The organism is Spirosoma foliorum, from assembly GCF_014117325.1.
GTDB lineage: Bacteria > Bacteroidota > Bacteroidia > Cytophagales > Spirosomataceae > Spirosoma > Spirosoma foliorum.
In genome coordinates this window covers 6,338,152-6,361,598 of the sequence record NZ_CP059732.1, presented here as the reverse complement: position 1 = coordinate 6,361,598, position 23,447 = coordinate 6,338,152, and the positions used below count along the sequence as shown (strand labels likewise).

The window sequence follows — 23,447 nt, the reverse complement described above, 5'->3', positions numbered from 1 at the left end:
TCAGTTCAGGTTTTATTATCAAGATTAGGTCATTCCTACGAATAAACGAGTAGTTGCAACACCGATGGTAAGCTGTTTAGCCTACGGTCAATCAAGACGGGAATTAGTAACTGATACTGACTTTTGTAACAGCCACGTCATTATGATAAGCAAATTGAAATCTATATCTAGTTTGCTTAGTAAAGCTTAGTCTATCCCTTCGTTAAGCTTAGCGTTTTGGCCTGCGAATATGCGCCAACTGCCCTCTTTGTTGGTTAAGAGGATCGTTCGTCGAAACCGGAAGGTCTGGCCCGGATAGCGTTCATCTCCAGTTAGATCCGTGCGGACATGAACCAGGGCCATATCCGGTTTGAGGAAGGTTATGTCCTCAATGGAACGGGTGGTAAACTGAGTCGATTTGAAATAGGTCGAATGGGTGGTTTGATAGTGCTTTTCAATCTCAGCGCGGCCCTTATAATAGGCACCAAACCAGTTGACCCAGGTGGCATCCGTATGGTATTGCTCGGCTAAGGCTTTAGCATCATGGCGGTTCCACGCCTGTTCATAGTTGGTAATGACTGATTTGATGGCTTCCTGGGTTAGTGTCTGGTTGTCCTTTTGGGCACTAGCTAAGTGAGCGAATAAGCCCAAAAGGGCGATTAGGGCCAATACTATCTTTTTCATGATAAAATGAAGGTATATTTTTATTAGTAAGATGGATGAGACCAAGTTACTCTTGTCTGTCTACCATACTGTTCTCTTTTTATTCAAGGGTATAGGTTAATTGCCCCACCTTTCGATGGATATGTGCTGTTGTATACCCAATAACTGCCCACCCATAGGTCTAATCATTAAATAACTTACTTTCCTGTATACCAAACTGTAACCGGTATACTCAATTTGCTTCTACTGACTAGGTTGGGTAAAGAGCGACCTCACTACCTCTAAGCAATTTCTAATCAGATTGTAAGCCCATTCTTAGTCTGATCCATCAACTTGCCGAAACGTCAGCCCATCTCAATGGATTAGCCTGATAAGCCAGAACCGTTTCATGCCTTTTTTGCATACGGGCTACGGGCATGTAAAAATGAACCTTAATCAGACACACATGATGCCAACTACTAATATGGACCTATCCGATAATCTTCTCTGGTATAAAGACGCTATTATTTACGAATTACACATCAAAGCCTTTCGCGATGGCAACGGCGATGGAATCGGTGATTTTCAGGGCCTGCTCGAAAAACTAGATTACTTACAGGAGTTGGGCGTTACCGCCATCTGGCTGCTGCCGTTCTATCCGTCACCCCTGCGCGATGATGGCTACGATATTGCGGATTATTACACCATCAACAAGTCGTATGGCGATATCGAACAGTTTAAAACCCTGCTCAATGAAGCCCACCAGCGCAACCTGAAAGTCATTACCGAGCTGGTGATTAATCACTCCTCCGATCAGCACCCCTGGTTTCAACGTGCCCGAAGAGCACCCAAAGGAACACCCGAACGGGATTACTACGTCTGGACTGACGACCCAACCCAATACAAAGACGTTCGGATTATTTTTCAGGATTTCGAGAAATCTAACTGGACCTGGGATCATGAAGCGCAGCAGTATTACTGGCACCGCTTTTTTCATCACCAGCCCGATCTGAATTACGACAACCCACTGGTCCAGGAAGAAGTAGTCAAGATGATCGACTACTGGTGCGAGCTTGGTGTGGATGGGTTTCGGCTGGACGCCGTTCCGTATCTGTTTGAACGGGAAGGAACCAACGGCGAAAACCTGCCCGAAACCCATGCCTTTCTGAAAACGCTGCGGAAACACGTTGACGATCATTTTCCCGGTGTTGTCTTTCTGGCCGAGGCCAACATGTGGCCCGAAGATTCAGCGTCGTACTTTGGCGAGGGTGATGAATGCCACATGAACTACCATTTTCCGGTAATGCCCCGCCTGTTTATGTCGCTTCAGATGGAAGACCGGTACCCAATTACCGATATTTTTGACCAGACACCCACTATTCCCGGCAATTGCCAATGGGCTATTTTCCTGCGTAACCACGATGAACTGACCCTCGAAATGGTTACCGACGAAGAGCGGGATTACATGTATAAAACGTACGCTAAAGACCCGAAAGCCAAAATCAATCTGGGTATTCGGCACCGACTGGCCCCATTACTAGGAAACAACCGGAAGAAAATCGAACTGATGAACAGCCTGCTGTTTTCGTTGCCGGGCACACCTGTTATTTACTACGGCGACGAAATCGGGATGGGCGACAATGTCTACCTGGGGGACCGTGATGGCGTACGAACCCCCATGCAATGGTCGCCGGATCGGAATGCGGGGTTCTCAACGGCGAATCCCCACAAGCTATACCTACCCACTATCCTCGACCCGGAGTATCATTATGAATCGGTCAACGTAGAAACCCAGCGACAGAATACATCGTCGTTATTCTGGTTCATGAAGCGGATGATTACACTGCGCAAAAAACACAAAGCCTTTGGCCGGGGCGACCTGAACTTTCTGCCTGTCGAAAACCCCAAAGTGCTGGCTTTTACGCGAACCTATGCCGACGAAACCCTCCTGATCGTCATTAACCTCTCGAAGTTTTCGCAGCCCGCCCAGATTGAGTTAGCTGGGTTTAGTGGCTACGTACCGGTTGAAGCGTTCAGTCAACATTCGTTTCCCGTTGTTTCTGAAAATGAAACGTATTTTTTTACATTGGCACCCCACGATTATCAATGGTTCGTGCTGGAAAAAAAACGTACGGACATAATCCCTGCTTTCCAGTTGCCGACAATCAATGTAGCACTATGGGGACAGATTTTGAACAAGGGCACCCGCGAACAACTGGAAACAAAGGTTTTGCCGGATTATTTACGCCGAACGGACTGGTTTAGCGAGAAAAAGCAGCCCATGCGGAGCCTCTCTATTCTGAATCATGCCCCGCTTCTGCTCCCGGTCGGCTCGGCCTATATACTATTACTTGAGGTAACGTATGAACGGGATTTGCCCGAAATCTTCCAGCTAATCGTTGCCTTTGCCGGTGCGTCACAGGTTGCCAGGCTTACCCACGATTACCCACAGGCTATACTGGCGAATCTGGCGCTTGGCCATGAGTCGGGTATTCTTTGCGATGGGTTGTATCTACCTGAAGTTCAGCAGGCGCTTCTTAACAAAATGACTGAAAAAAGCAGGCATAAAGAAGGGAATCTGGCATTTCAGTGTACACCGGCGCTGGCCAGTTACGTTCGGGAACACAGCGCTATAAAATCAAAATTGGCTACGTCCAGCCATCATTACGCAGCCATCACCTACGACCACTGTTTCCTGCTGAAATTCTATCGGAAGGTTGATATGGTCATCAATCCCGATACGGAACTGACTCGTTTCCTGTCCGAAAACGCTGATTTTCCTTATGTTCCAAAATTTGCCGGAGCCATAGACATGTTTTCGGGTGGTGAGCCCATCCTGTTGGGCGTGATGCAGGAACTGGTTGCCCGGCATGGAGACGGAAAAACGTACGTACTGGAACGGATCAACAACTTTATCGAGCGTGTTCTGGCCCGCAATCAGCTCCAGTTAGCGACGGCGGTTGATAGCCCACGCGGAACCTTGAGTCAACCCCTTGCCCTTACCGACTTACCCATTGAAACACAGGAGTTGATCGGCCCACGGGGTGCTGAACAGGCCCGGCTGCTGGGTACCCGTATCGGGCAGATGCACCGGGCACTGGCTTCTGATCGTACGCATCCGGATTTTGCCCCGGAAGAATTCTCCCTGCATTATCAGCGGTCACTGTTTTCGGGTTTACAGTCGTTGGTGCGCGAAAGCTATCAGAGCCAGCAACGGAATCTACAACGTCTTCCTGACGATGTACGAGCGGAGGTTGAGCAGATGCTGGGCCGAAAGGAGGACGTACTGAGCCTGCTGAAGCGGATATACAGCAAAAGGCTGGACACCAGCAAAATTCGAATCCACGGCGATTTGCAGTTGGAAAAAATTCTGCTCACGGGCAAAGATATTGCCATCCAGGATTTTGGTGGCGATCCGACCCGAAGTTATAGTGAACGACGGCTGAAACGGTCGCCCCTGCGCGATGTTGCGGCCATGATTCGCTCTTTTTATTACGTAGGATACGAAGGTTTTTTGCGGACCAATCAGGTAACGGATGATGATCTGGGTCGTATTCTACCCTACGCCGAGTTCTGGGCGCATTATATGAGTGGTTTCTTTATGCATGCGTATCTGGAAACGGTTCAGGGGAGTTCGTTTATCCCAACCGACCCGGACGATCGGCAAATGATGCTGGAAACGTACCTGCTCGAAAAAGCCATTACCGATTTGAATCAGGAACTCAATCACCGTCCCGATTGGGTGCGTGTTCCCTTGCAGCTTATTAAATCCATTGTCAAAGCACCTGTCCCGATTGTTCTTGAACCGGAAGAGGTGTAAGTATGACCGAAGAGATACGCCCTATCTCCCGGATAGGGCGTATCTGAATAGGCCTGACCGATGAAAACGAAGTATGAAACTACCAATAAAACTGATTTTACCCCCTATCTTCTTTTTGTTTAGCCTGACTCCAAACTGGAGCCAGCAGGTCTCGAAAAAAAAGCATACGTTGTTACCCGGAATCTGGCTGGCCCCGATGAACAGTTTGGGGCTTTATTCGAGGCCGTTCAGATGAAAGCCGTTTTCCCGGACTCCAAAACCTTTGCCGATTGTACGCCCAAACTTCCACCAGAAACGATTCTGTCGAATTACGAAGTGGCCCGCCAGCGGAGTGATTTCAATTTGAAAGCGTTTGTGTTACAGAACTTTACGTTACCAATAAAGCCTGCGTCGGGCTACACCAGCAAAGCCGGGCAATCGGTTCAAGAGCATATTACTGATTTATGGCCCGTGCTCACCCGCCCTGCATCGCTAACGTCTAAAGCAGCTCAGCAGACCGGTTCGCTGATTCCGTTACCAAAGCCCTACGTAGTGCCGGGCGGACGTTTTGGCGAAATTTATTACTGGGACAGTTATTTTACGATGCTGGGGTTGCGGGCATCGGGCCAGACTAGTCAGATTCGGAACATGGTCGACAATTTTGCCTACCTCATCAAAACGGTTGGTTTTATTCCCAACGGCAACCGGACCTACTTTTTAGGGCGCTCGCAGCCACCGTTTTTTTCGTTCATGGTGAACCTGCTCAGCGAACTACGGGGCCGCCGGGTACTGATCAATTACCTGCCCCAATTGCAACAGGAATATGATTTCTGGATGGATGGGAAAGACCAGCTTACGGCCCAGCACCCGGTTCACCGGCGGGTGGTGCGGCTGGCCGAAGACGTTTACCTGAACCGGTATTTCGATGATAAACAAACACCCCGCCCGGAGTCATACCGGGAAGATGTACTACTGGCCCGACGCGCCAAAGATCCGAAACTACTGTATCGGCACCTTCGGGCCGGGGCCGAATCGGGTTGGGATTTCAGCAGCCGATGGTTGCGTGATGGCAAGAGGCTCCAGACAATCCATACAACAGATTTTATCCCGGTCGACTTGAACTCGCTGCTCGTTCATCTGGAACAAACCCTGGCCGAAGCGTACCGGATGAAGGGTGATGATGCCCAGTCGAAAAAGTATCTGCAACTGGCTCAGCAACGGCGGGAGGCTATTCAACGCTACTGCTGGAACGCGAAAAGTCAGTTCTATTTCGATTATGATTTTGTAGCCCGAAAGCCGTCGACGGTTTATTCACTAGCGGCTGTTTATCCGCTTTTTGTAAAAATAGCGACGCCTGTTCAGTCAATGGCCGTAGCTCGGAAACTGGAGCAATCCTTCCTGAAACCCGGCGGTTTAACCACTACGCTCGTCCGCACGGGCGAACAGTGGGACGCACCTAACGGCTGGGCTCCCTTACAGGGGCTGGCTATTCGAGGACTGCGAAACTATAGACAGCTACCACTGGCTACTAAAATTAAAATGAATTGGGTGACTGAGAACTTGCGCGTCTATAAAGCCAGCGGTAAGATGGTCGAAAAGTACGACGTTATCAATACAGCCACGGCCAAAGGGGGCGAATATCCCAATCAGGATGGTTTCGGCTGGACAAACGGGGTGTTGTTGAAGCTGTTAAGTGAGAAATAATCCATCAAATAATCAGCCTCACTCCACCCAGTTCCTCAACGCGGTACTGGAATCGCTGGCCGGGAGAGCCGATAAACATGAAGTTGGTTGGAATCTGCCATTTGGTGAATAACTCCTGGATTAATCCCCTTAGTGCCATACTCATATGAGTGGTCATCAGTAACGCGGGCTAGTATGGCGTAGAAGGTAAAGTAATCCTACACACGTTCAAACTTTTTGGGTCTTGTCGTAGTCAGTCAATTCATTGCGGAACCAGACTTCCTGTTGCCGGAATGGGATGGGTGTATTGACCGGTTATTAAATGCCTGGCTCGTTGGCCTTCACCAGCCAGTTGTCCATTTGCTTAGGAAGCCTGCAACTGGCCCTCGTTTTTTGCCTGATTTCAGGAGCTTCCTCAAACCAGCCCCACTCTTCTAGTCGGGCTAAAAAGACGTCAATCAGAAACCGTTTCCTGCGAGGGTTTGCTCTGTCCAGCAAGGGCTTAATAATGAGTGGATTGGCCACTACATAAACCTGGCAGGGGTGACCGATTTGGCCGAATCCTTCAGCTTCTAATCGGTAGGGTAAGCCGTATATAAACCTGGGGGGCTTCTGAACCCATTGATCAGATCCCAACTGACGGAAGTTTTGACGGGAGGGATTTTCGTACAGATGAAATCGAATCAGATAGTTCATGATGCGTATGGAATAGAACTAAAGTCAGAAATGCCCCAAAAATAGGATTAGCTACATGCCGCTTATACTAATGGCACCAGTCATGTATTGCTGAGTATTAGGGGCCGTTAAGCCGGACTAAATGCTGACGTTATGGCCTGAAAAAGTCCGTCTGCAGGTTGTTGCAGTGTACCAGCAATAGGTTGCGGTTTGATTGCTAATACAGGCACTTTAGCGTGATTGACAATCTGCTCAACAAACGGGCCGAATAAAGAAAATTTACTGGCCGTGTGGATGTCGGACGTAATAACGATCAGGTCGGCCTGTAGTTCACTTGCTTTTTGGCGTATCGTATAGGGAACTGAATCCGTTTCCACCAAAAGCATATCGCCGTTGATTTTATCAAGCGTTAACCGATTGTTCAACGTTGCGAGAACGCTTGTTAAGATTTCATTTTTCAGCTCATCATGGCGGTCAAGTAAACCAAGAACAGTCAGGTGTGCGTTATTTTTAAGGCTAATTGTCCGCGCAAGGTCATATTTGTCGATAGTGCCCGGAATTGGCCGAACCGGGAAGATGATTTCCCGGAAACTGGTCCATTTTTGGTGATTAGGAACCGTCAGTACGGGGCAAGCGGCTGCCTTAACAACCCGGTACGCTTCCAGCCCCATAAAATAAGAGCGCAAGCCAGACGTACCATGTGTGCCGATCACGATTAAGTCGGCGCTGAACTCAGCGGCTGCCTCCACAATTTTATCGCATACTATACCCGTTTTGCAGTCAAATGAACAAGATATAGAATGCGTAGTGGATATGGTTTCGGCGAGTTGGCGTAACCTCAGGATTTCTTTTTCACTCGGAGATTTGCTAAAACCATCCAGCAGATCACCATCTTCCCAGAGATAGTCATCCGAGTTCGATTTTGCCACGTGCGCTAGCCGTATTTCGGCATTATGACGCTGAGCCATAGCCACGGCTAAGTCTAAGGCATTAAGCGCTGTTTGGCTGTAATCAATTGGAACCAGTAGTTTTTTTATAGGGCTAGTTTGCATGGCTTTGAGGATTTAGATCGATTTAAACTAGTTGGTACTGAATCCAAGTTCCACCGCAATGCTTAATAACTGCTTAATGCCCGATTAGAATTTGATAAGAAAGTCCAGCTTGTTACGCAAATAGTTATGACCGCGCTTTATAAACCACGATCGATTCGGGCTGTAGAATGAGCGTGTCCTCATCCGAGAGAAAGTCTAGAGAAGCTACAGGACCGCTCCAAAGCGGGTCGGCCGAATCGAGTAATTTCTGCCAGTTTTTTCCCAGAGAAGGCAACGTAATCGGCTGATCTATCTGAGAAAAGTTTAGTAGGCAAAGTACGTGATTGTCTCTACACCAGCGGTGAAGGATCATCGTCTGCTGGTCTTGCCGGTGATTGATTTCTACCTGTTTTGGATTCAGATGGTAGAGTGCCGGTTGTGATCGGCGTAAGGCGGTAAGGGCCTGATAAAAGTGGTAGAGAGTTTTATTGGGAACCTGCTTCAGTAATTCCCACGAAAGGGGTTTGTTATCGGTCAATAGAGCTACTTTATCCGTAGCGTGAACGGCAGGAAACGCACTGGTTTGTAATGATTCCGAAAACGGATTCGTAGCCCCCCACTCTTCGCCCATGAAAATGGTCGGAATATAGGGGCTAACCATAATGGAGCCGGCCGTAAGTTTTAACAATTCAAGGCTAATGACCGCTTCTTCTTCAGGTAATTCGTGATGACCCGTCTGCTTATACTGTTGGGAAACTGTAAGCAAAGGCGCTACAGGTTCAGTTTTTGCCTGTCGTTCAAACAGTTCCTCAAGAATTGACGAAAAATGGGTATCATATGCAAAATCCTCCCGGTAGGTTTTTGCCTGGTGATCACCGCTTCTGTCGGTGAGGTAGTAACTCCGGCAATCGTCGTTGATCGTTGCTAACGGATCACTGCCAACTTGCTGACTCGTTGGACTATACATGGGTATTTCGGTCAGACCCTGTTCGATAAGCAGGTAGTACTGACGACCCGTTAGGGCTGTCAATTTATTGGTGTGTTCCCGAATTTCCTGTAGAATTCGCTCAGAATCACTAAATGAATCCCCTACATCCAGGCGAATAGCGTCGGCATGAAAATCACGGAACCACATCAAGGCATTCTCAATCAGGTAACGCCGATACGCGTTCTGCTGGATAGTAGTGAACTGAGTGGCTTTAGCCTGACTGGTACTTTGTTTTCTGGGAATATACGTGCTGATGTCCCGATTACTGGTTGCCCCCTGATCGATAGAATTTGGAATTATGTCCAGTATGACCGCAATGCCCTCATAATGACAGGCATTGATCAGTTGTTGCAACTGGGTAGGGCCTCCATACGAAGCCTGTACGGCATAAATAAACGATTCCTTATGTGGCTGGTTTGTTGACTCCGGAAAGGGCGCGACGGGTCTGATAACAAGCGCGTTGATGCCTAGTTTTTTCAAATGGCCCAGTTTGCTGATGATCGCCTGGAGCGTGCCATCGGTCGTAAAAGTGTGAATGTCGAGTTCATAAATAATGTACTCATTGAGGGGCGGGTTGATCCAGGAGGAATCTTCCCAGTAGAATTTGTCCGTATCTACCGCCTGAGAAGGGCCATATACGCCCTGAGGCTGCAACAGCGATGCCGGATCAGTATATTCCTTCTCATTGTCGAGCACAAACGTATACAAATCGCCAGGTTTGATTTGGTCAGTCTCCAACTGCCAATAACCTGAATGATCGTTTATTAACGGAAGGTGTACAGGCTGGTCATGGATAGCTACCGCCACCTGTTTGGCCAGCGGAGCCCATAAAACTACAGTCGCCTGCTGTTCTGTAGAAAAAGTGACCCCAAGGGTTCGTCTGTTTATATCGAGCTGATTCATCATAGGGTTTATACATAGATGCGGTAAGCAGATAGAGCTACTTATTAAAGCTCCGCTTAACCAGTCAAATTGAATCGCGCGTTGTTCATTAAGTACGACTAATACCGTAGAAATTCCCGGATGTCAATCTGTTTTCTGATCATCTAGGCGCGCTTCCAGACTTGAAAACCTAATACAATTACAGCTACAACTGAGCGTGTAAGAAGCGATCCTGTAAGACAAGTTATCATAAGCCTGTCATCGCATGGTTTAAGTTGATATAAATCAAAGAACGCAGGGGCAATTTAGAATCACCTTAAGCAAGTATTAGAAAGTACTTAGAGAATAGATTGACTGAATTGAGGATGCTTAATCACGCCATCCGGCTTTTTCTGTGAATCCTGACAGATAGTTAACGCATTTACTCCTGGGTAAGTGGCTCAAAATGGTGTGGCCGTTATGGGTACGGAACGGTTAGAATTTGGCTGTCAATTTACCCTCAACCCGTAAAGGGAGTTCAAGCTTGATTCAAATTAAGCTAAGCTCCCTTTACGGGCTGGGGGAGTGCCACATAAACAAAAAGGCTTATATTACCAGGTATTGAGTTTCGACGTCAACTGGTTTGTTTCCAATCTAATCATAAGCGGGTTTATCAATGCTCGGCTTGTTGTCTGGATTGCGATTCGGATTCATAACCCGCACGTTTTCGCCTGGCTCATCGGAGCCATCCATGTACTTATCCGTCAGTTCCTGATTGGGAAGTTTCTCGTCGGGTAAATCGCCGACAGGTTGCTCGGTACTTACCCCACTGTGCCCTTCCGCCGATTGGTTTTCCAGCCCATTGGGCGAAATGGCCTGTTTGGCCCGGATGATATCTTCTCTGTCTTCGCTTGCCATATCGTGATTGAATCGTTTAAATGTGTATTGATAGTAATCTGTACGTTATACCGCCCGTTCAATCAATTCATCCTCCGAAACGGTCTCTATGTTGACAGGCTGCTGTTTTTTTTGTGCCACGGCAATAGGGCTACCATAAAGATAAAAGAGCTTCTGTCGAAGTCCACGGGCTTTTCGCACGTCATTCACCATGTCGATGAACTCGTGAAAATTGATGTGTATTGGATTCGCTTTGTTGCCAATATTTGTTGTAATACCGTAGATCGGCGCTTCTTCTTCGGGCTGGTAGGTTCCTAGTAGCCGATCCCAAATAATAAACGTAGCCCCGTAATTTTTATCGATGTACTTCTCCTGCGATCCATGATGTACCCGGTGGTTAGAGGGCGTGGCGAAAATAAATTCGACCCAATTCGGCAATCGACGGATGTACTCGGTATGCACCCAAAACTGGAACAGGACGGCTACCTGGCTAACCGTAAAGAAAATGATGGGGTGAAAGCCGATCAGGGCTACGGGTAGAAAAAAAAATAACCTTCAAATTCTGAATCCAGCTCAGACGGAATGAAACCGTCAGATTGTAATGCTCACTGGAATGATGAACCACATGGGTTGTCCACCAGAATCGACGTTCATGCGAAATGCGGTGCGCCCAATAACTAAAAAAATCAAAGATGAGGTAACAGGGAATAAACGTCCACCACTGAAGTGACATGCGCCAGGGAAGTAGGTTGTAAAGCCAGACTACCCCATACAGCAGGCCGAGTTTCAGACTGGTTCCAATCACAACTGAGCCTAAACCCACTAAAATAGACCCAATCGTTTCCTGTTTATTATAATAGGGCTTCTCCTGTAAATGCGTAATCAGGATTTCTACTCCGGTCAGTAAAAACATGACCGGAGCTGCCCAGACAATAAGGTCTGGTGCCGCTTTTTCGACGGTCCACAGTCGCTCTAAAGGAATTACTGGTGCACCAAATAAGACTTCGTGCATACAAAAGAAAAATTAAGAATGTTGAGTTGACAGACGTTGCGGAGTTGTAACTAAAAACATCGGCTGCCCACTAGCAAGGCTCCCTAGGGAGAGAGTACGTTTAGTTTTTGCTAACTTATGTGAGGTCAACCCGCTTAGCCAGTGTTTGAACTGGTAAGCCGGATTGATCTATTCAGATTTCTCCCAGACTAGTTGTTATCGAGCCGGTCGCCAGCTTCGTCAAAGGCATTGCCAATGGAACGTCCTGCTTTCTTGAAGCCTGCTTTAACGTCCTGCCAGGCATCAGCTGTTGCATTTTTAGCCTTGTCAATATCTTTATTCAACTCCTCTCGCTCCGTTTTTAATTTTTCTACTTGACGGTTCATTGTCTTGTCGGCTTTGTTGCTTTTCTGGTCCAGTTTGTTACTTAACTCGTCGATTTTTTGATCGAGTTTATCCCGTTGTTCCTCTAGGTTAGCAACGACTTTATCCCGCTCGGTCTGAAAATTAGCGGACACTTCCTCAGCCGTTTCTTTGGTATCTGCCTTTATGGCATCCCCCGTGTTTTCTATAGCCTCTTCGGTTCGAGACTCCTCCGATGTACTATTGCAGGACTGAAGGCCGGTTAATGACAACGCAAGTAACGACGTGATTGTTAGGGACTTAAGTGTTCGTGTTTTCATGTTCATAACGTTCGAATTAATAAGGTGTACTAACTGGCTTCAAAGTACGACTTGTCGTCTTGGAATGAGCTTAGATAAACCTTATAAACTGCTTAGAATAAATCTTATTTGCAGTACATGTGGTGATTATGAACGCCTGGGGCTATGGCTCCACTTGTTTCAAATAGGCAGTTGGCGTAGAAATTGAAGATCGCTTAAAGCCAGTATTAATATGGAGTTCTCCAATTGTTGGCCAGTACCGATAAGTGTAAAATCAAAGTCGGCTTGGAAACGCTAAAAGGGCGCAAAACGCTTGCTCAGCTCAGCAGCGAATTCGGCATTCATGCCAATGCACAGTGGCCCTGTCAAATTACTTAGTGGAAACAACAAGTCCTGGAGGGCTTACCCAATCTGTTCAATGGTCCAGCAAGTCCGACAATTGCCGAGCACGAGCGAGGGCAGATCGAAGTTCCGCTGTTTCAACAAATCGGCTAACTCAAAGTGGGCAACGCCCCATTTAAGGAGTAGACAGATGAAAACTACTTCGTTTCAGGCGCGAGGGTTTATTTAGAAAATGAACCGAAGTCCTGATTACTATACAAAGGCTAAATAATCCGACTATCGTTTTAAACTCCCTTTCCTTCGTAAACACCTCCTTACCGATCCTATCTGAGTACGCTACGGTAAACGCTTTCTTGGATAATGATAAGTCCGGCAAGTTAGCCTTAGAGCGGCTTAAGAAAGAAGGTTTGAATGTTCGGGACTGCTCCCATTATTACCCAAATAGTAAAGACTTCAACGATCATCTAATGAATAATCACATTACCTGATATGTAGGTCTATACCAAAATAGGCTTTTCGATGGCTTTAGGCAGGCTTTTGGGAGGCTATAGACGGTATAAAGAAGGTCTATAAGATGACTATCGAATGACTAAACCAGTTCTTTCACAGATTTAACGCGTACATTGACATGAAGACAAACAATAAAATAAAAGAAGGTAAGAACGGGCTTCGTAACTACCAGTTTGAGCGAGTACAGAAGGGGAAACGGATATATAGTCAAAGGTGGCCCGGTAGCTATCAAGAATTCACTAATTTCTTCTATACTAAAAAATGCTTATACTGTAGTAAGGAGTTTGAAGGAAAAAGGGTTGATGCGACTTTTTGTTGTCAGGGTTGCCAGAAGGCTCATCTGAGATTGCGAAAAGCTATAGATAGCCTTACGAAAAAATAATATATTAGCTCATAGGTAAATTATAAAATGTATAATCATAGAAATGTTATGGCATTTCTATGATTAACAAATAACCCTTTGAACTTCATTTACATTTTTTAGATATGTAAAATATGCGCTTTTTGTAAAGTCATCCTCTATGAGTAGAAAAGTTTCAGAATTTACAAGCTCTATTATAAATTCAATTACCCAGATATTGTCAATTTTTAATGAATTGATAATGCTTATAAAGTATTTAAATAATAGAGGAACTTTCGCGAGAATCATTTTAAATTCATTAGAAACTTCATGATTGTTTTTCCAAGGATTAGTTTCTGAAAATAATAGTATCAAGAATTTGCTAATTCTCGCTTCGTTAGAAATATAGTTTACATTAACAAGATTTTTAAAATTTATTCTAGTCAATAATTCTTTTGTTGTTTTTATCGCTAATTCGTCACCGGCCAATAAAATATAGCCTAGTAAAATTATCGAATTATTGGCACAGTCTAGATTTAGAAAAACATTCAGAATGTCAACGAATTTTTTGTAAAAAATTTGATTTGGAGTTTCACTAAATAAAAAATGATAGAAATGTTCGAAATTGTCTAAATGAATTTTAGTGAAGCAATCATTTTGCTGTAAAGTCTCGTAAATTACTTGTTTGTTGCCATCTGTAATAATATAAAACCAACACAAAATAAAATCAGATTGATTGATAAATTTGAAATTTATGTTTTCATTTGCAAGAAGTCGAGTTATTAAATCAATATCTATTGCTTTAATTTTGGTTTTTTGAAATGTTTTATTTAGACCATAAATACTGATAAAAGAATTAAGAGTGTCGATATTCAGGTGGCCATGTTGTAGATTAAGTGCCTCAATAATTTTTTTTACTGAAGCATCACCTTCATCTATTCTAAAAGTCCTTGAGCTAGCTAGTTTTAGTTTAATATCGTCATTTGTACTAGTAATAAGATTATTTTCCATGTTTACAATATCTTCATCTTTGATTAAATTAATTTGTTGCAAATAGATATTTGTATTACTAAAGGTATTGTTGCTAGATTTCGTAATAAAATTAAATAACCAATCATTTGTAATAGTAGAAGAAAATTTTTCTTTTACTGGTAGACTTTCTAAATCCAATGAATTGAAAAAATTAATTAAATTAGATAAAGTTGGATAGAATAAGTAAGTAAAATATAAATATAGATAGGGTATATTATACTGTTCGCAAATATTTTTTAGAACGTATATGTTAAGTGTATTTTTGCTTTGTGTTAGTAGTAGAGTAACCTCTATATGGCCATAGCTAAGGAGAGTATTATTTTTGAAACAACCATATGTTATACTTTTAGACTGCCTAGTAGTCAAATAAATTGCTAATCGCTTATTTGCAATTTTCCCAACGATAGTGTTGACAATGTCTTTATTAAGCTCTTCCCTTGTATCTAGTGATATTAGTATAAATTCCTCAATAATCCTTTTAATAATAATATTTCTTCCGTTATTAATTTCTGTGTCAAGTAAATTAATAATAAATAATGACTTTCCAAGCTCTCGAATGATAATTTTCTCAAGACTTAACTTCGGATATTCGAGAAGGATTTCTGTGAATAAGGATATGAATCTGTCATCAATTTCTTGAAACTTGTATAGCTTGTCAATTAACACTAACTTCTGATTTTTATTCACCGAAGAATATAACATATCTTTTATTTGTATAGCTTTTTCACTACTTGAAGTAGCTAACATCATACAAGAGACTTCACAAATTGTAGAATAATATTGGACAGTATTTTCTTTACTAAGCCTCTTCTTGAGGAAAATATTAACTATCCAATCTTGCTTTAAACTATTATCTAGTTTATTGAACTTGGCGTGTTCATTAATTAAAGAAATATCTAATAGAGGTTCAAGAAGAGTTACAAATTTGTAGAGGAATTTTTTAGCATCGTTTATAATGCCTTCTGTTAATATATCTAATGAAAGCCAGGAACCACTTTTTATTGATGCCTTTATATTATTATAACCTGCTGGTAATCCTAACCCATTTAATTCCTCGCAGATTGCAAAAACATCGTTGACTAAATACTCTTTATTAATACGAAGATATCCAATTGAAAATATCAGTGTATTTCGCCAATAGGCACTTGTTGCAATGTTTAGGATGTTTGTGCGAATATTTTGCTCGCTAGTGTCCATATAGTAAATAGCGGCAAAAAATTCCTGTAATGACCTAACTACAAATCCAACTTTTTTATCTTGAACCTCAGTTATAAACACTAGCCTATGAGTTATTGTATTTTTAAAATCATTAATAAAAATATTTATTTCTTGATCTTTCCATGCCTCACCTTTTAGATACTCACTAATTAAATCTTCAAACTTATCTAAATCCATATTTGAATATAAATTGTTAGATTTCTCTGCATTTGATTGTAATTGAAATCCTAATAGATTATGAATTTGATTAATTTGTGTTTCATACGCATTAATTAACTTAGATACTTTTTTTTGTTTTTCTCTATTATATATAGTATCATAATATTTTTTAAATAACTGATATTTATTAATTGAAGGCTCTCCTCCAGAGGTTACAAGAATTGTCATTATTGTTGCCTGTAATGGAGTCCTCATTAACCGACCCGTAATGTCATTTTTTAAGGCATCACTTAAGGTTTTATAATAATCTTTTATAGCATCTGGTGATGATTCTATATTCTTCAATAATTTTTTTAAATATTCTAAGCAGGTCTCATCAGGCATTTCAACTAATGTTAAATGCTCATAAATATCTGCATTGAATTCTTTTGTGTAACCTTGCGGCCTAGTTGTAGATATTATTAATGAGTCGCATTGCGCATCTTCAAGTTCAATTTCTATGAAATCATTAATTTCTTTTATTACAATGGCTCTATTGGAAGAAGGTGGTACTTCATCTAAGCCATCGAAGATAAATATAAAAGAAAGTTTTTTTAATATATCTCTCAAATTGTATAAATCTATTTCTGCATCAGCAATATTGTTAATTCTATATCTTATATACTGTATGACTGAAATATTATTGTCGCCGGATTGCTTATCATTTATCCATCCTGCGTAATCTTTTAAAATTATCTTAATTGGAAATCTTAAACAATTTAATTCTGGCAAATTAGCTGTTCGACATTCTTTAAGGAAATTATCAATATTACTTATTCTCTTTTTAGTGTTGGATTTTAAAAAATGAGCAGTATAATATTGACTTATAAATTGAGTAATAGTAGATTTTCCTGCTCCCGCTCCACCTATTATTACAAATTTATTCGCCGAGTTTTGTGACCTATTTAAATTGTTTCCAGTTTTAAGTAAAAAATCTACAATTTTGATCTTTTGTTTATCATATGTGTTTGTAATCCTTTCTGCATATAGATCTACAAAGACATTTTCTAGATTTACAGTCCTTACTAAATCTCCAGCTTGTATTAATTTAGACTTCAATTCATTTGTGAATTCTTTTTGTAAGTATAAATTGATTAAATTTATACTACGCGCCGATTTATTAGATTCATATTGAAAGTATTCATAAACGGAAGATAAAATATCTCCAGATAAAATGAAACTAGAATATGAAGTGGCAACATCTCTATTATTGTCTAAGAATTTTGTTATCTCATCATATCCACCAATAAATATATTTGGAATCTTTTTTAGGTAGATCTTTTTGAACTCTTCTATCTTGTCTCTTCCGCCTGTAATGGCAACTGGCGTCAGTGTTGCATTTGTAAGAAATATATAATTATCAGGATATTTATATCCTTTTTTGCCAAACTTTTCAATATCTTTTTTGAGGTTTTTTTCTACCTAGGCATAATCATTCGTTCCATCATCCTTACTCTTATATTTTGCTTGGATAACCCAATAGCCATTCCATTGCTCCGTAGAATTAGGAAATGCGGCTTGGCCATTAAATGTAAGTTCCCTCGCCCCATCCTTTCCCGCTCCAAATACCAAGGCTGTTGTACCTAGAATCTTTTGCATTAATGATTGTACTAAATGCTCAAAATCATTGGAATTAAGGCCGTAGAGATTGTAGTTCATTATCTTGGTAAGAGTAAGTTGGTGTTTTTAACACTGCTAATATAGAATTTTGATTTATGAAGATGTGCATAAGATTCGTAGAACTGTCCTACAATATACTTTAGTTGATATATAGGTTTTATTAAATTAATCTTTGTAGTTAATTCATAAACCTATTAAAGACGTCGTTGCTTTAAAGAAGTATAAATATTCTTCCGAGCTGTAAGTGTTACAGGTTGTGACATATTAAAACAAAAAAGCCCCAAAACAGGCGTTTTGAGGCTTTTTGCTCCCGAAGCTGGGCTCGAACCAGCGACCCTCTGATTAACAGTCAGCAGATTATTGGTTTGATATGGTTTAATATGTTTTATAATGATCTGATTATTAGTAATTTATAAGGTATGTAATTTTATAATAAACCGTTTAAATACGGATTTCTTGTGCAAATCTTGTGCAAATTTTTTGTATCTTTAATTCATGAACACAAACGTCGTGATTTCCTTAGATACACGCCGTGCCAAAAAGGACGGCACTTTTCCGGTCATTATGCGACTAGGTCATAATGCCCAAACAACCTCTATCCACCTAGGGGTAAGCGTTGCTGAAAAGGATTGGGATGAGCAAAAACGGAATGTTAAGAAAACTTACAAGGGCGTAAGTTCTGCAACCCGATTGATCAATCAGATTGACAAGGCGAAGACCGATGCGATGGACATTATTTTCAAACTCCAAGAATTAGGCATCCTTCAAACCTTGTCGATCACCTCCTTGAAAGATCGGATCACACAGAAAGAAGCAAAGGATTCGTTTCTGCAATTCGCCAGTCAATGCGTAGATGAATTGATTAAGGCGCATCGGGTTGGTACGGCCAGATCGTATAAAGGCCTGATCAGTGTTTTGAAAGAATACCGCAAGGGTAAGGATCTATTGTTCAAGGAAATTACATACGATTTCCTATCAAGATTCGAGACCAATCATAAAAGTAAAGGCAATGGCGCTAATGGATTAGCTGTCTATATGCGGACAATTCGGGCCATTTATAACAAGGCTATAAAGTCTGGGGTAGCCGATAAAGAATTGTATCCGTTCGATGACTATAAGATTAAGACTGCTCCGACGGAAAAACGGGCTTTGGACGGAGAGTTTCTCAAAACGATCATTCAATTGGACATTCCTGCCAATCATCTATGCTTCAATACGCGGAATTATTTCGTTGCCAGTTATATGATGTACGGAATGAACTTCGCGGATATGGCCTATCTAGAAAAAAGTTCTGTAGAGAATGGTCGAGTCCGGTATCGCCGAAGAAAAACGGGCAAGCTGTATGATATAAAGATTACACCGCAGCTTGAAAGCATATTGGTTCACTACATGCAACAAACTCCCGATTCCAAGTTCGTCTTTCCGATCTTGAAACGGGACTCGCCAACCCTTCGTGAGAAGGACATCCAATGGGCCAGAAAACGATATAATAAAAAGCTGAAGCTACTGGCCTCACTATGTGGTATTGACTCAAACCTGACAAGCTATGTAAGCCGACATTCATTCGCGACCCAGGCCATGCTACATGATATTCCGCTTACGGCTATCAGCACTATGCTTGGACATTCCAGCGTAAAAACCACCGAAATTTACCTCAAAGGGCTACCGGTCAATATCTTGGACAATTACAATGAACGAATTTTGGGATGAGTTGATTATTAGTCCGTTAAATAAAACGGGCATGACTAAAAGTCAGTATTTAGGCGGTTCGTATAGCTTTTGCCGGTAGACTCGCTATTTTGGTCAAAAAAGCACAATGGAAGTTATCTGTCTACACGATGACGCTTTTTACGCCTTGATCGACAAGGTTCTTGAACGGGTTCACCAACAGCAAACTGTCAGGGAAGATAAATGGATTTCAGGCAGCGAGGCCATGAAGAAGTTGCGTATTCAGAGCAAAACAACTTTGCAGAAACTGCGCGATGAAGGAAGCATCCGGTTTTCGCAGCCTGAGAGGAAGATCATCTTGTACGACAGCGACTCTATTAACGATTATGTATCTCGCCACACTAAAGAAACCTTTTAGCCATGATAGAAGACGAAGAAGAGCCATCCCCTGAGTTTTTGAGAGGGTATAATCATGGCTATCAACTGGCCAAACATGAGCCGGAGCTATTAGAAAAACTTTTGAAGTCTTCAAACGACAATACTCCAAACGATTATAGTAGGGCTATGGTGCATGGGAAAACCCAGTATGAGCATGAAAAGCTCGTTGCTGAAATGAAAGCCATTCGTGAACGACAAAAGCAGACATTAAAGCGAAAACGCTGAATAAATTGAATGTTAAATAATTGGCGTTGTTGGAGCTAAGTACTGCTTATTTGTAATATAATCATCTACGTTTCTTAGTAAAGCTTCCATATATTTCTTTACATCTCTCTGCATAGTATTTAGCTGATCCATTCCATAAACTTTACCTATCTCATCAAAAGACTTATTACCATGAGCTAAATCATTTCTATTCGTTTTAACAGGAAGTAATTGGCTTCCATCTGCTCTAGGATTATTAAAACCATATTCCTTGGCCACATCTCTAATTCGGCGAGCATCCAAATTTCCAGAGAATAGATCATGCTTGTCAAACGTTTTGACCACTATATCAACTGAAAGTTTTGAGAAAGCAGGTAATATTCTATCAGGATTCGTTCTTCTCAAATTATTAATTACAATTCTCCGAACTTCATTCCGACAGGTGTCAAATTCAATAGCATTCGTTTCTAAATCATCGAATATTGCCTGAATGGCATTCTTAGTTGTAGATTCAATCAAGTTATACATTAATAAGAAGCAACTGGCTTTCAGAGTTTTAATCCAAGAGTCGCTATCTAAATCTGCCAAACTTGTTCCCGTAATTGGTACTATATTTATAGTATTTTCATCAAGTTTAGTAACATATGCGAAATAGTTCTCTATTTCTTTAACTCGATCCCTAAAATCGCGCATAACGTCACTCATCACTGGACTAGGCATGGATTACTGTATTTTTATATAACTTTTTGCCGAAAGTTATGCATTTGACTGTAATAATTTATCACGAACAAATTCAATTCGAGATATGACCTTAGGGCGGGAATTACTGGCATCAGAAGTAGTGAATTTTTTGAAATCAGCAGAGGATAACCAATTTACTGATTTAGGAGATAAAGTAGGATTCATTCTTAAAGCTAAGGCTGTTCCCACAGAAATAGCTTCAAATCTAATCCGAGGTGTGCGCGAGTGTTTGGCAGCTTTAGCAAATCCACTAGGAAAATATTGATCAACAAAAGTTAGCATTCGCTCGAATTCAGCTTTCATCTGCTGACCAATAGTTGGATTAAAACCTTGCTTTGCTTCATCAAGCCATTCGTCTAAAAATTCTCTTACAGAGCGATCAAATTTAGCATAGCGGTCAAGGTAAGCAAAAAAGCGCAGTACAAATTCTTCACGTTCGCGCCTTTTTTCTGATGTTTCAGAAAGTGGTGCAAGCTTTTTAAATAGCGGTAGGGCGGCACATTGTTCTATTAAAGTAATTAAAGGACCGCTGCTAACGCCACGGCGAACTTCCATGTCTTTAAGAATATCGCTGCCCGTATTTATACGTTCAAATATATCACGGCGAACCTCTTCATCGGCTTTATGGGTCAATTCAATCATTCGCATAGTTCTCCTGTTGAACCTTCGCTGCCGTGCAAGTGGTAAATCTGAAAAACGGAAGTTGTTTAAGTTGGTTAGCTTTTCAAGGCCAGTTAACACCAGTTCATTATTTAGAAAAGCGGCTAAGGTTCTGATTCGTTGCGATCCATCAACAATTTCGAGCCGACCTTCGCTATCGCTTAGATCAGCAACGAAAATGTAAGGGATAGGCAAGCCTATCATAACAGACTCAATAAATTTTGATTGACGCTTTGTATCCCAAGAGAAATCTCTCTGATAGTCAGGAACAAATAGCTCATTTTCATCTGTATCTCTGCCAGTCATGTATTTCTGCACAACTGTTTCGACCGGATATTCTTTTGTGTTGTAATCTACGATCCGTTCTTTCTCAATTATTTCCTTTTCGGCAATCTCTCTGGCCTCATCAGAAATTGGTGCTGTTGGCATTTTCAGGTATGGTTACAGTTGTTTGGCTTGATGTAAATTGCTTTAAATGATTCATGATTGTCTTTCCGACAACTTCACCAAGCTTAGGAGGAACAGCATTGCCAATCATTTTGCCAATAGTAGCGAAAGAAACATTCTGATTAGGGGCGGTAAATATATAATCATGTGGGAATGATTGGAGAATCGCTCCCTCTCTCAAGGAAATCGCTCTATCTTGGTCTGGATGACCAAACCTACCATTACCAAAACCAAAATATTGAGTTGTAATAGTAGGCGAAGGTTTGTCCCATTCCATGCGTCCATAAACACTTGGATAAGTAGCTCCACTTTTAGATCGATGGCAATCCGCTCTTAAATCAATGGGCCAATCTCGCCAACTACCCCCGGCTTTTGAGGCTCTAATACGCCGTAAATTAATAGGCGCTAGTTTAGAACTCTTATGAAACCTATCCTTTGGAGATTCATCACCAGCTCTTAAGGCTTCTAAATTTCCGATTGCACTTCTTACTGTTGGATAATTTTCTGAATGATATTCAGGTGGAATAATGCTAATAGGGCCTAAACGAGAAGCAAACAATACTAGCCTTTCACGTTGTTGGGGTATTCCATAGTCTGGGCAAAATACAATGGAAGCTGATATGCTGTATTGACTTTCATGCAACTTGAGCAGGAATTCATTATATACTTGATGACTAGCTAGTTCTGGAACATTCTCCATACTAACTACATCAGGTTTGATTTCCTGTATTAGGTCTGCGAATGATCTTACTAATTCCCATTTTTGATCTTTTGCAGATTTATTTTTGCGAGTGTATTTTGAAAACGATTGACATGGAGCGCATCCAACCAAAATTTTATAGTTATCTGGTGGATATAAATCACTAACCTGTTGAGCCTTTAGCTCACTAATATTTTGTTCAATAAATTTTGACCCTGGATTATTCTGTTCATAAGCGTATTCACAGTCTGTGTCTATATCAAAGCCAGTAGTAACGTTGATGCCTGCTTCTCGAAGGCCATAAGTTAGTCCACCCGCTCCACAGAAGAAGTCAATTGCTGTATTTTTAATTGATGTTAATACGGGGGAGGGCTGTGTAGCTTCGGCTAGTTCAGATATAATCATACCTGTTATAATAAATTTGCCACTAATCTAATGCAATACTTGCATAGTTATACATATCTTACTTAGAATATTTTAATAAATCATTTGAAAAGTATAAGTATTGTTGTTTTTTTCATAGATAGCCTTCTTCTACTATTCGATTTTATATTATGAATACATGATCATAATATAAATAAATTTAACAGTTATCGTCTAAAACCGCGCCGATGCTGTTGTTGGAATTTTTGCTCTCGTTTTTCACGGGTCTGTTGAGCTAGCCTTTTTACTTCATCTTCATCGACAGGCTGGCCTTTTATAGGCTGAGATCGTTTGACTTCTTGCCCTCCGCCCGTGCCTTGTTGACCCCCGGTTTGGGTTGAGGTTTGTTGCTGTCGGTAAGCCTTTATCATGTCAGCCGCCTTATCCTGGCTTTGAGAAATATCAGGTGATGGCTCCGGCGGGGTTGGCTCTCCTAAATATTCACGCTGTTCCTGAGCAAAACGGGTTTGTACATCTTTGACTTTCTTTTCGTGGAGTGTTTTGAGCCGATCTAATTGGCCATCATACTTGGCCTTATTGTAATGATCGTTTTGCAGTTGCCGGATCGTGGCCTGATCCGCGTAATACTCCTGATTGAGCCGTTCAAGTTCTTTGTCCTGTTGGGCTAAAAGATCGCTGTACGACATAGATATGCATCTTAAATGCCTGATTTGCAAATGTATGAATTTGTAAAGAGA

At 41.8% G+C, this 23,447-nt stretch carries 19 protein-coding genes and 1 pseudogene; 6 read left to right on the top strand and 14 right to left on the bottom strand.

The window, feature by feature from the left end:
* Nucleotides 1–186: 186 nt before the first annotated feature.
* Nucleotides 187–663, bottom strand: a complete 477-nt coding sequence (locus H3H32_RS26775; RefSeq protein ID WP_182458814.1) for an SgcJ/EcaC family oxidoreductase — start codon at nucleotides 661–663, stop codon at nucleotides 187–189.
* Nucleotides 664–1,090: 427 nt separating this feature from the next.
* Between H3H32_RS26775 and treS the strand changes: the two genes are divergently transcribed.
* Nucleotides 1,091–4,441 carry a maltose alpha-D-glucosyltransferase gene (gene treS / locus H3H32_RS26770; RefSeq protein ID WP_182464488.1) on the top strand — a complete coding sequence of 1,117 codons (3,351 nt, stop codon included), beginning with the start codon at nucleotides 1,091–1,093 and terminating at the stop codon, nucleotides 4,439–4,441.
* Between the two features lie 231 nt (nucleotides 4,442–4,672).
* The gene (gene treA, locus H3H32_RS26765; RefSeq protein WP_240543499.1) at nucleotides 4,673–6,124 is read left to right on the top strand and encodes an alpha,alpha-trehalase TreA; all 1,452 of its coding nucleotides are present in this window, start codon (nucleotides 4,673–4,675) and stop codon (nucleotides 6,122–6,124) included.
* Between the two features lie 4 nt (nucleotides 6,125–6,128).
* On the opposite strand, the gene H3H32_RS26760 is transcribed toward treA, so the two are convergent.
* The 7 genes and pseudogenes from H3H32_RS26760 to H3H32_RS26730 form a co-directional block, all read right to left on the bottom strand.
* Nucleotides 6,129–6,281, bottom strand: a complete 153-nt coding sequence (locus H3H32_RS26760) for a hypothetical protein (RefSeq protein WP_182464604.1) — start codon at nucleotides 6,279–6,281, stop codon at nucleotides 6,129–6,131.
* Nucleotides 6,282–6,421: 140 nt separating this feature from the next.
* Complete coding sequence (locus H3H32_RS26755; protein WP_182458813.1) at nucleotides 6,422–6,799, bottom strand: hypothetical protein; 378 nt, start codon at nucleotides 6,797–6,799, stop codon at nucleotides 6,422–6,424.
* A 107-nt stretch (nucleotides 6,800–6,906) separates the two neighbouring features.
* Nucleotides 6,907–7,830 carry a universal stress protein gene (locus tag H3H32_RS26750; RefSeq protein WP_182458812.1) on the bottom strand — a complete coding sequence of 308 codons (924 nt, stop codon included), beginning with the start codon at nucleotides 7,828–7,830 and terminating at the stop codon, nucleotides 6,907–6,909.
* Between the two features lie 124 nt (nucleotides 7,831–7,954).
* Complete coding sequence (locus H3H32_RS26745; protein WP_182458811.1) at nucleotides 7,955–9,703, bottom strand: alpha-amylase family glycosyl hydrolase; 1,749 nt, start codon at nucleotides 9,701–9,703, stop codon at nucleotides 7,955–7,957.
* A gap of 609 nt (nucleotides 9,704–10,312) precedes the next feature.
* Entirely contained in the window at nucleotides 10,313–10,576 is a 264-nt protein-coding gene (locus H3H32_RS26740) for a hypothetical protein (protein ID WP_182458810.1), read from the bottom strand.
* Nucleotides 10,577–10,621: 45 nt separating this feature from the next.
* A pseudogene (locus H3H32_RS26735) lies at nucleotides 10,622–11,288 on the bottom strand (sterol desaturase family protein).
* A 467-nt stretch (nucleotides 11,289–11,755) separates the two neighbouring features.
* Nucleotides 11,756–12,229, bottom strand: a complete 474-nt coding sequence (locus H3H32_RS26730; RefSeq protein ID WP_309547113.1) for a sll1863 family stress response protein — start codon at nucleotides 12,227–12,229, stop codon at nucleotides 11,756–11,758.
* Between the two features lie 566 nt (nucleotides 12,230–12,795).
* On the opposite strand from H3H32_RS26730, the gene H3H32_RS38320 reads away from it, so the two are divergent.
* Nucleotides 12,796–13,038, top strand: coding sequence for a toprim domain-containing protein (locus H3H32_RS38320; RefSeq protein ID WP_182464486.1), 243 nt, complete (start codon nucleotides 12,796–12,798; stop codon nucleotides 13,036–13,038).
* A 467-nt stretch (nucleotides 13,039–13,505) separates the two neighbouring features.
* On the opposite strand, the gene H3H32_RS26720 is transcribed toward H3H32_RS38320, so the two are convergent.
* Both H3H32_RS26720 and H3H32_RS26715 read right to left on the bottom strand, forming a co-directional pair.
* Nucleotides 13,506–16,907 (bottom strand): NACHT domain-containing protein, encoded by a 3,402-nt coding sequence (locus tag H3H32_RS26720; RefSeq protein WP_182458808.1) that lies wholly within the window; start codon nucleotides 16,905–16,907, stop codon nucleotides 13,506–13,508.
* 363 nt (nucleotides 16,908–17,270) lie between these two features.
* A complete protein-coding gene (locus tag H3H32_RS26715; RefSeq protein WP_182458807.1) occupies nucleotides 17,271–17,507 on the bottom strand; it encodes a hypothetical protein in 237 nt (78 codons plus the stop codon).
* 456 nt (nucleotides 17,508–17,963) lie between these two features.
* Here H3H32_RS26715 and H3H32_RS26710 point away from each other — a divergent pair, with 456 nt between their 5' ends.
* The 3 genes from H3H32_RS26710 to H3H32_RS26700 all read left to right on the top strand — a co-directional run bounded on the left by H3H32_RS26710 (nucleotide 17,964) and on the right by H3H32_RS26700 (nucleotide 19,799).
* Entirely contained in the window at nucleotides 17,964–19,178 is a 1,215-nt protein-coding gene (locus tag H3H32_RS26710; RefSeq protein WP_182458806.1) for a site-specific integrase, read from the top strand.
* 106 nt (nucleotides 19,179–19,284) lie between these two features.
* The gene (locus tag H3H32_RS26705) at nucleotides 19,285–19,554 is read left to right on the top strand and encodes a DNA-binding protein (protein ID WP_182458805.1); all 270 of its coding nucleotides are present in this window, start codon (nucleotides 19,285–19,287) and stop codon (nucleotides 19,552–19,554) included.
* Between the two features lie 2 nt (nucleotides 19,555–19,556).
* Nucleotides 19,557–19,799 carry a hypothetical protein gene (locus H3H32_RS26700; protein ID WP_182458804.1) on the top strand — a complete coding sequence of 81 codons (243 nt, stop codon included), beginning with the start codon at nucleotides 19,557–19,559 and terminating at the stop codon, nucleotides 19,797–19,799.
* Nucleotides 19,800–19,811: 12 nt separating this feature from the next.
* Here H3H32_RS26700 and H3H32_RS26695 read toward each other — a convergent pair whose 3' ends face one another.
* From H3H32_RS26695 to H3H32_RS26680, 4 genes are all read right to left on the bottom strand, one after another.
* Nucleotides 19,812–20,498 carry an MAE_28990/MAE_18760 family HEPN-like nuclease gene (locus H3H32_RS26695; RefSeq protein WP_182458803.1) on the bottom strand — a complete coding sequence of 229 codons (687 nt, stop codon included), beginning with the start codon at nucleotides 20,496–20,498 and terminating at the stop codon, nucleotides 19,812–19,814.
* Between the two features lie 36 nt (nucleotides 20,499–20,534).
* On the bottom strand, nucleotides 20,535–21,608 hold the full coding sequence (locus tag H3H32_RS26690; protein ID WP_182458802.1) for a DUF262 domain-containing protein: 1,074 nt from the start codon (nucleotides 21,606–21,608) through the stop codon (nucleotides 20,535–20,537).
* Nucleotides 21,586–22,731 carry a DNA cytosine methyltransferase gene (locus tag H3H32_RS26685; RefSeq protein ID WP_182458801.1) on the bottom strand — a complete coding sequence of 382 codons (1,146 nt, stop codon included), beginning with the start codon at nucleotides 22,729–22,731 and terminating at the stop codon, nucleotides 21,586–21,588. Before H3H32_RS26685 ends, H3H32_RS26690 begins: the two co-directional genes overlap by 23 nt.
* Nucleotides 22,732–22,916: 185 nt before the next feature.
* A complete protein-coding gene (locus H3H32_RS26680) occupies nucleotides 22,917–23,396 on the bottom strand; it encodes a hypothetical protein (RefSeq protein ID WP_182458800.1) in 480 nt (159 codons plus the stop codon).
* Nucleotides 23,397–23,447 lie beyond the last annotated feature (51 nt).

Excerpts from the sequence above, each read along its gene's own strand:
- H3H32_RS26775 (WP_182458814.1), bottom strand. The coding sequence starts at position 663 with ATGAAAAAGATAGTATTGGCCCTAATCGCCCTTTTGGGCTTATTCGCT.
- treS (WP_182464488.1), top strand. The coding sequence starts at position 1,091 with ATGCCAACTACTAATATGGACCTATCCGATAATCTTCTCTGGTATAAA.
- treA (WP_240543499.1), top strand. The coding sequence starts at position 4,673 with ATGAAAGCCGTTTTCCCGGACTCCAAAACCTTTGCCGATTGTACGCCC.
- H3H32_RS26760 (WP_182464604.1), bottom strand. The coding sequence starts at position 6,281 with ATGACCACTCATATGAGTATGGCACTAAGGGGATTAATCCAGGAGTTA.
- H3H32_RS26755 (WP_182458813.1), bottom strand. The coding sequence starts at position 6,799 with ATGAACTATCTGATTCGATTTCATCTGTACGAAAATCCCTCCCGTCAA.
- H3H32_RS26750 (WP_182458812.1), bottom strand. The coding sequence starts at position 7,830 with ATGCAAACTAGCCCTATAAAAAAACTACTGGTTCCAATTGATTACAGC.
- H3H32_RS26745 (WP_182458811.1), bottom strand. The coding sequence starts at position 9,703 with ATGATGAATCAGCTCGATATAAACAGACGAACCCTTGGGGTCACTTTT.
- H3H32_RS26740 (WP_182458810.1), bottom strand. The coding sequence starts at position 10,576 with ATGGCAAGCGAAGACAGAGAAGATATCATCCGGGCCAAACAGGCCATT.
- H3H32_RS26730 (WP_309547113.1), bottom strand. The coding sequence starts at position 12,229 with ATGAAAACACGAACACTTAAGTCCCTAACAATCACGTCGTTACTTGCG.
- H3H32_RS26715 (WP_182458807.1), bottom strand. The coding sequence starts at position 17,507 with ATGAACTACAATCTCTACGGCCTTAATTCCAATGATTTTGAGCATTTA.
- H3H32_RS26710 (WP_182458806.1), top strand. The coding sequence starts at position 17,964 with ATGAACACAAACGTCGTGATTTCCTTAGATACACGCCGTGCCAAAAAG.
- H3H32_RS26705 (WP_182458805.1), top strand. The coding sequence starts at position 19,285 with ATGGAAGTTATCTGTCTACACGATGACGCTTTTTACGCCTTGATCGAC.
- H3H32_RS26700 (WP_182458804.1), top strand. The coding sequence starts at position 19,557 with ATGATAGAAGACGAAGAAGAGCCATCCCCTGAGTTTTTGAGAGGGTAT.
- H3H32_RS26695 (WP_182458803.1), bottom strand. The coding sequence starts at position 20,498 with ATGCCTAGTCCAGTGATGAGTGACGTTATGCGCGATTTTAGGGATCGA.
- H3H32_RS26690 (WP_182458802.1), bottom strand. The coding sequence starts at position 21,608 with ATGCCAACAGCACCAATTTCTGATGAGGCCAGAGAGATTGCCGAAAAG.
- H3H32_RS26685 (WP_182458801.1), bottom strand. The coding sequence starts at position 22,731 with ATGATTATATCTGAACTAGCCGAAGCTACACAGCCCTCCCCCGTATTA.
- H3H32_RS26680 (WP_182458800.1), bottom strand. The coding sequence starts at position 23,396 with ATGTCGTACAGCGATCTTTTAGCCCAACAGGACAAAGAACTTGAACGG.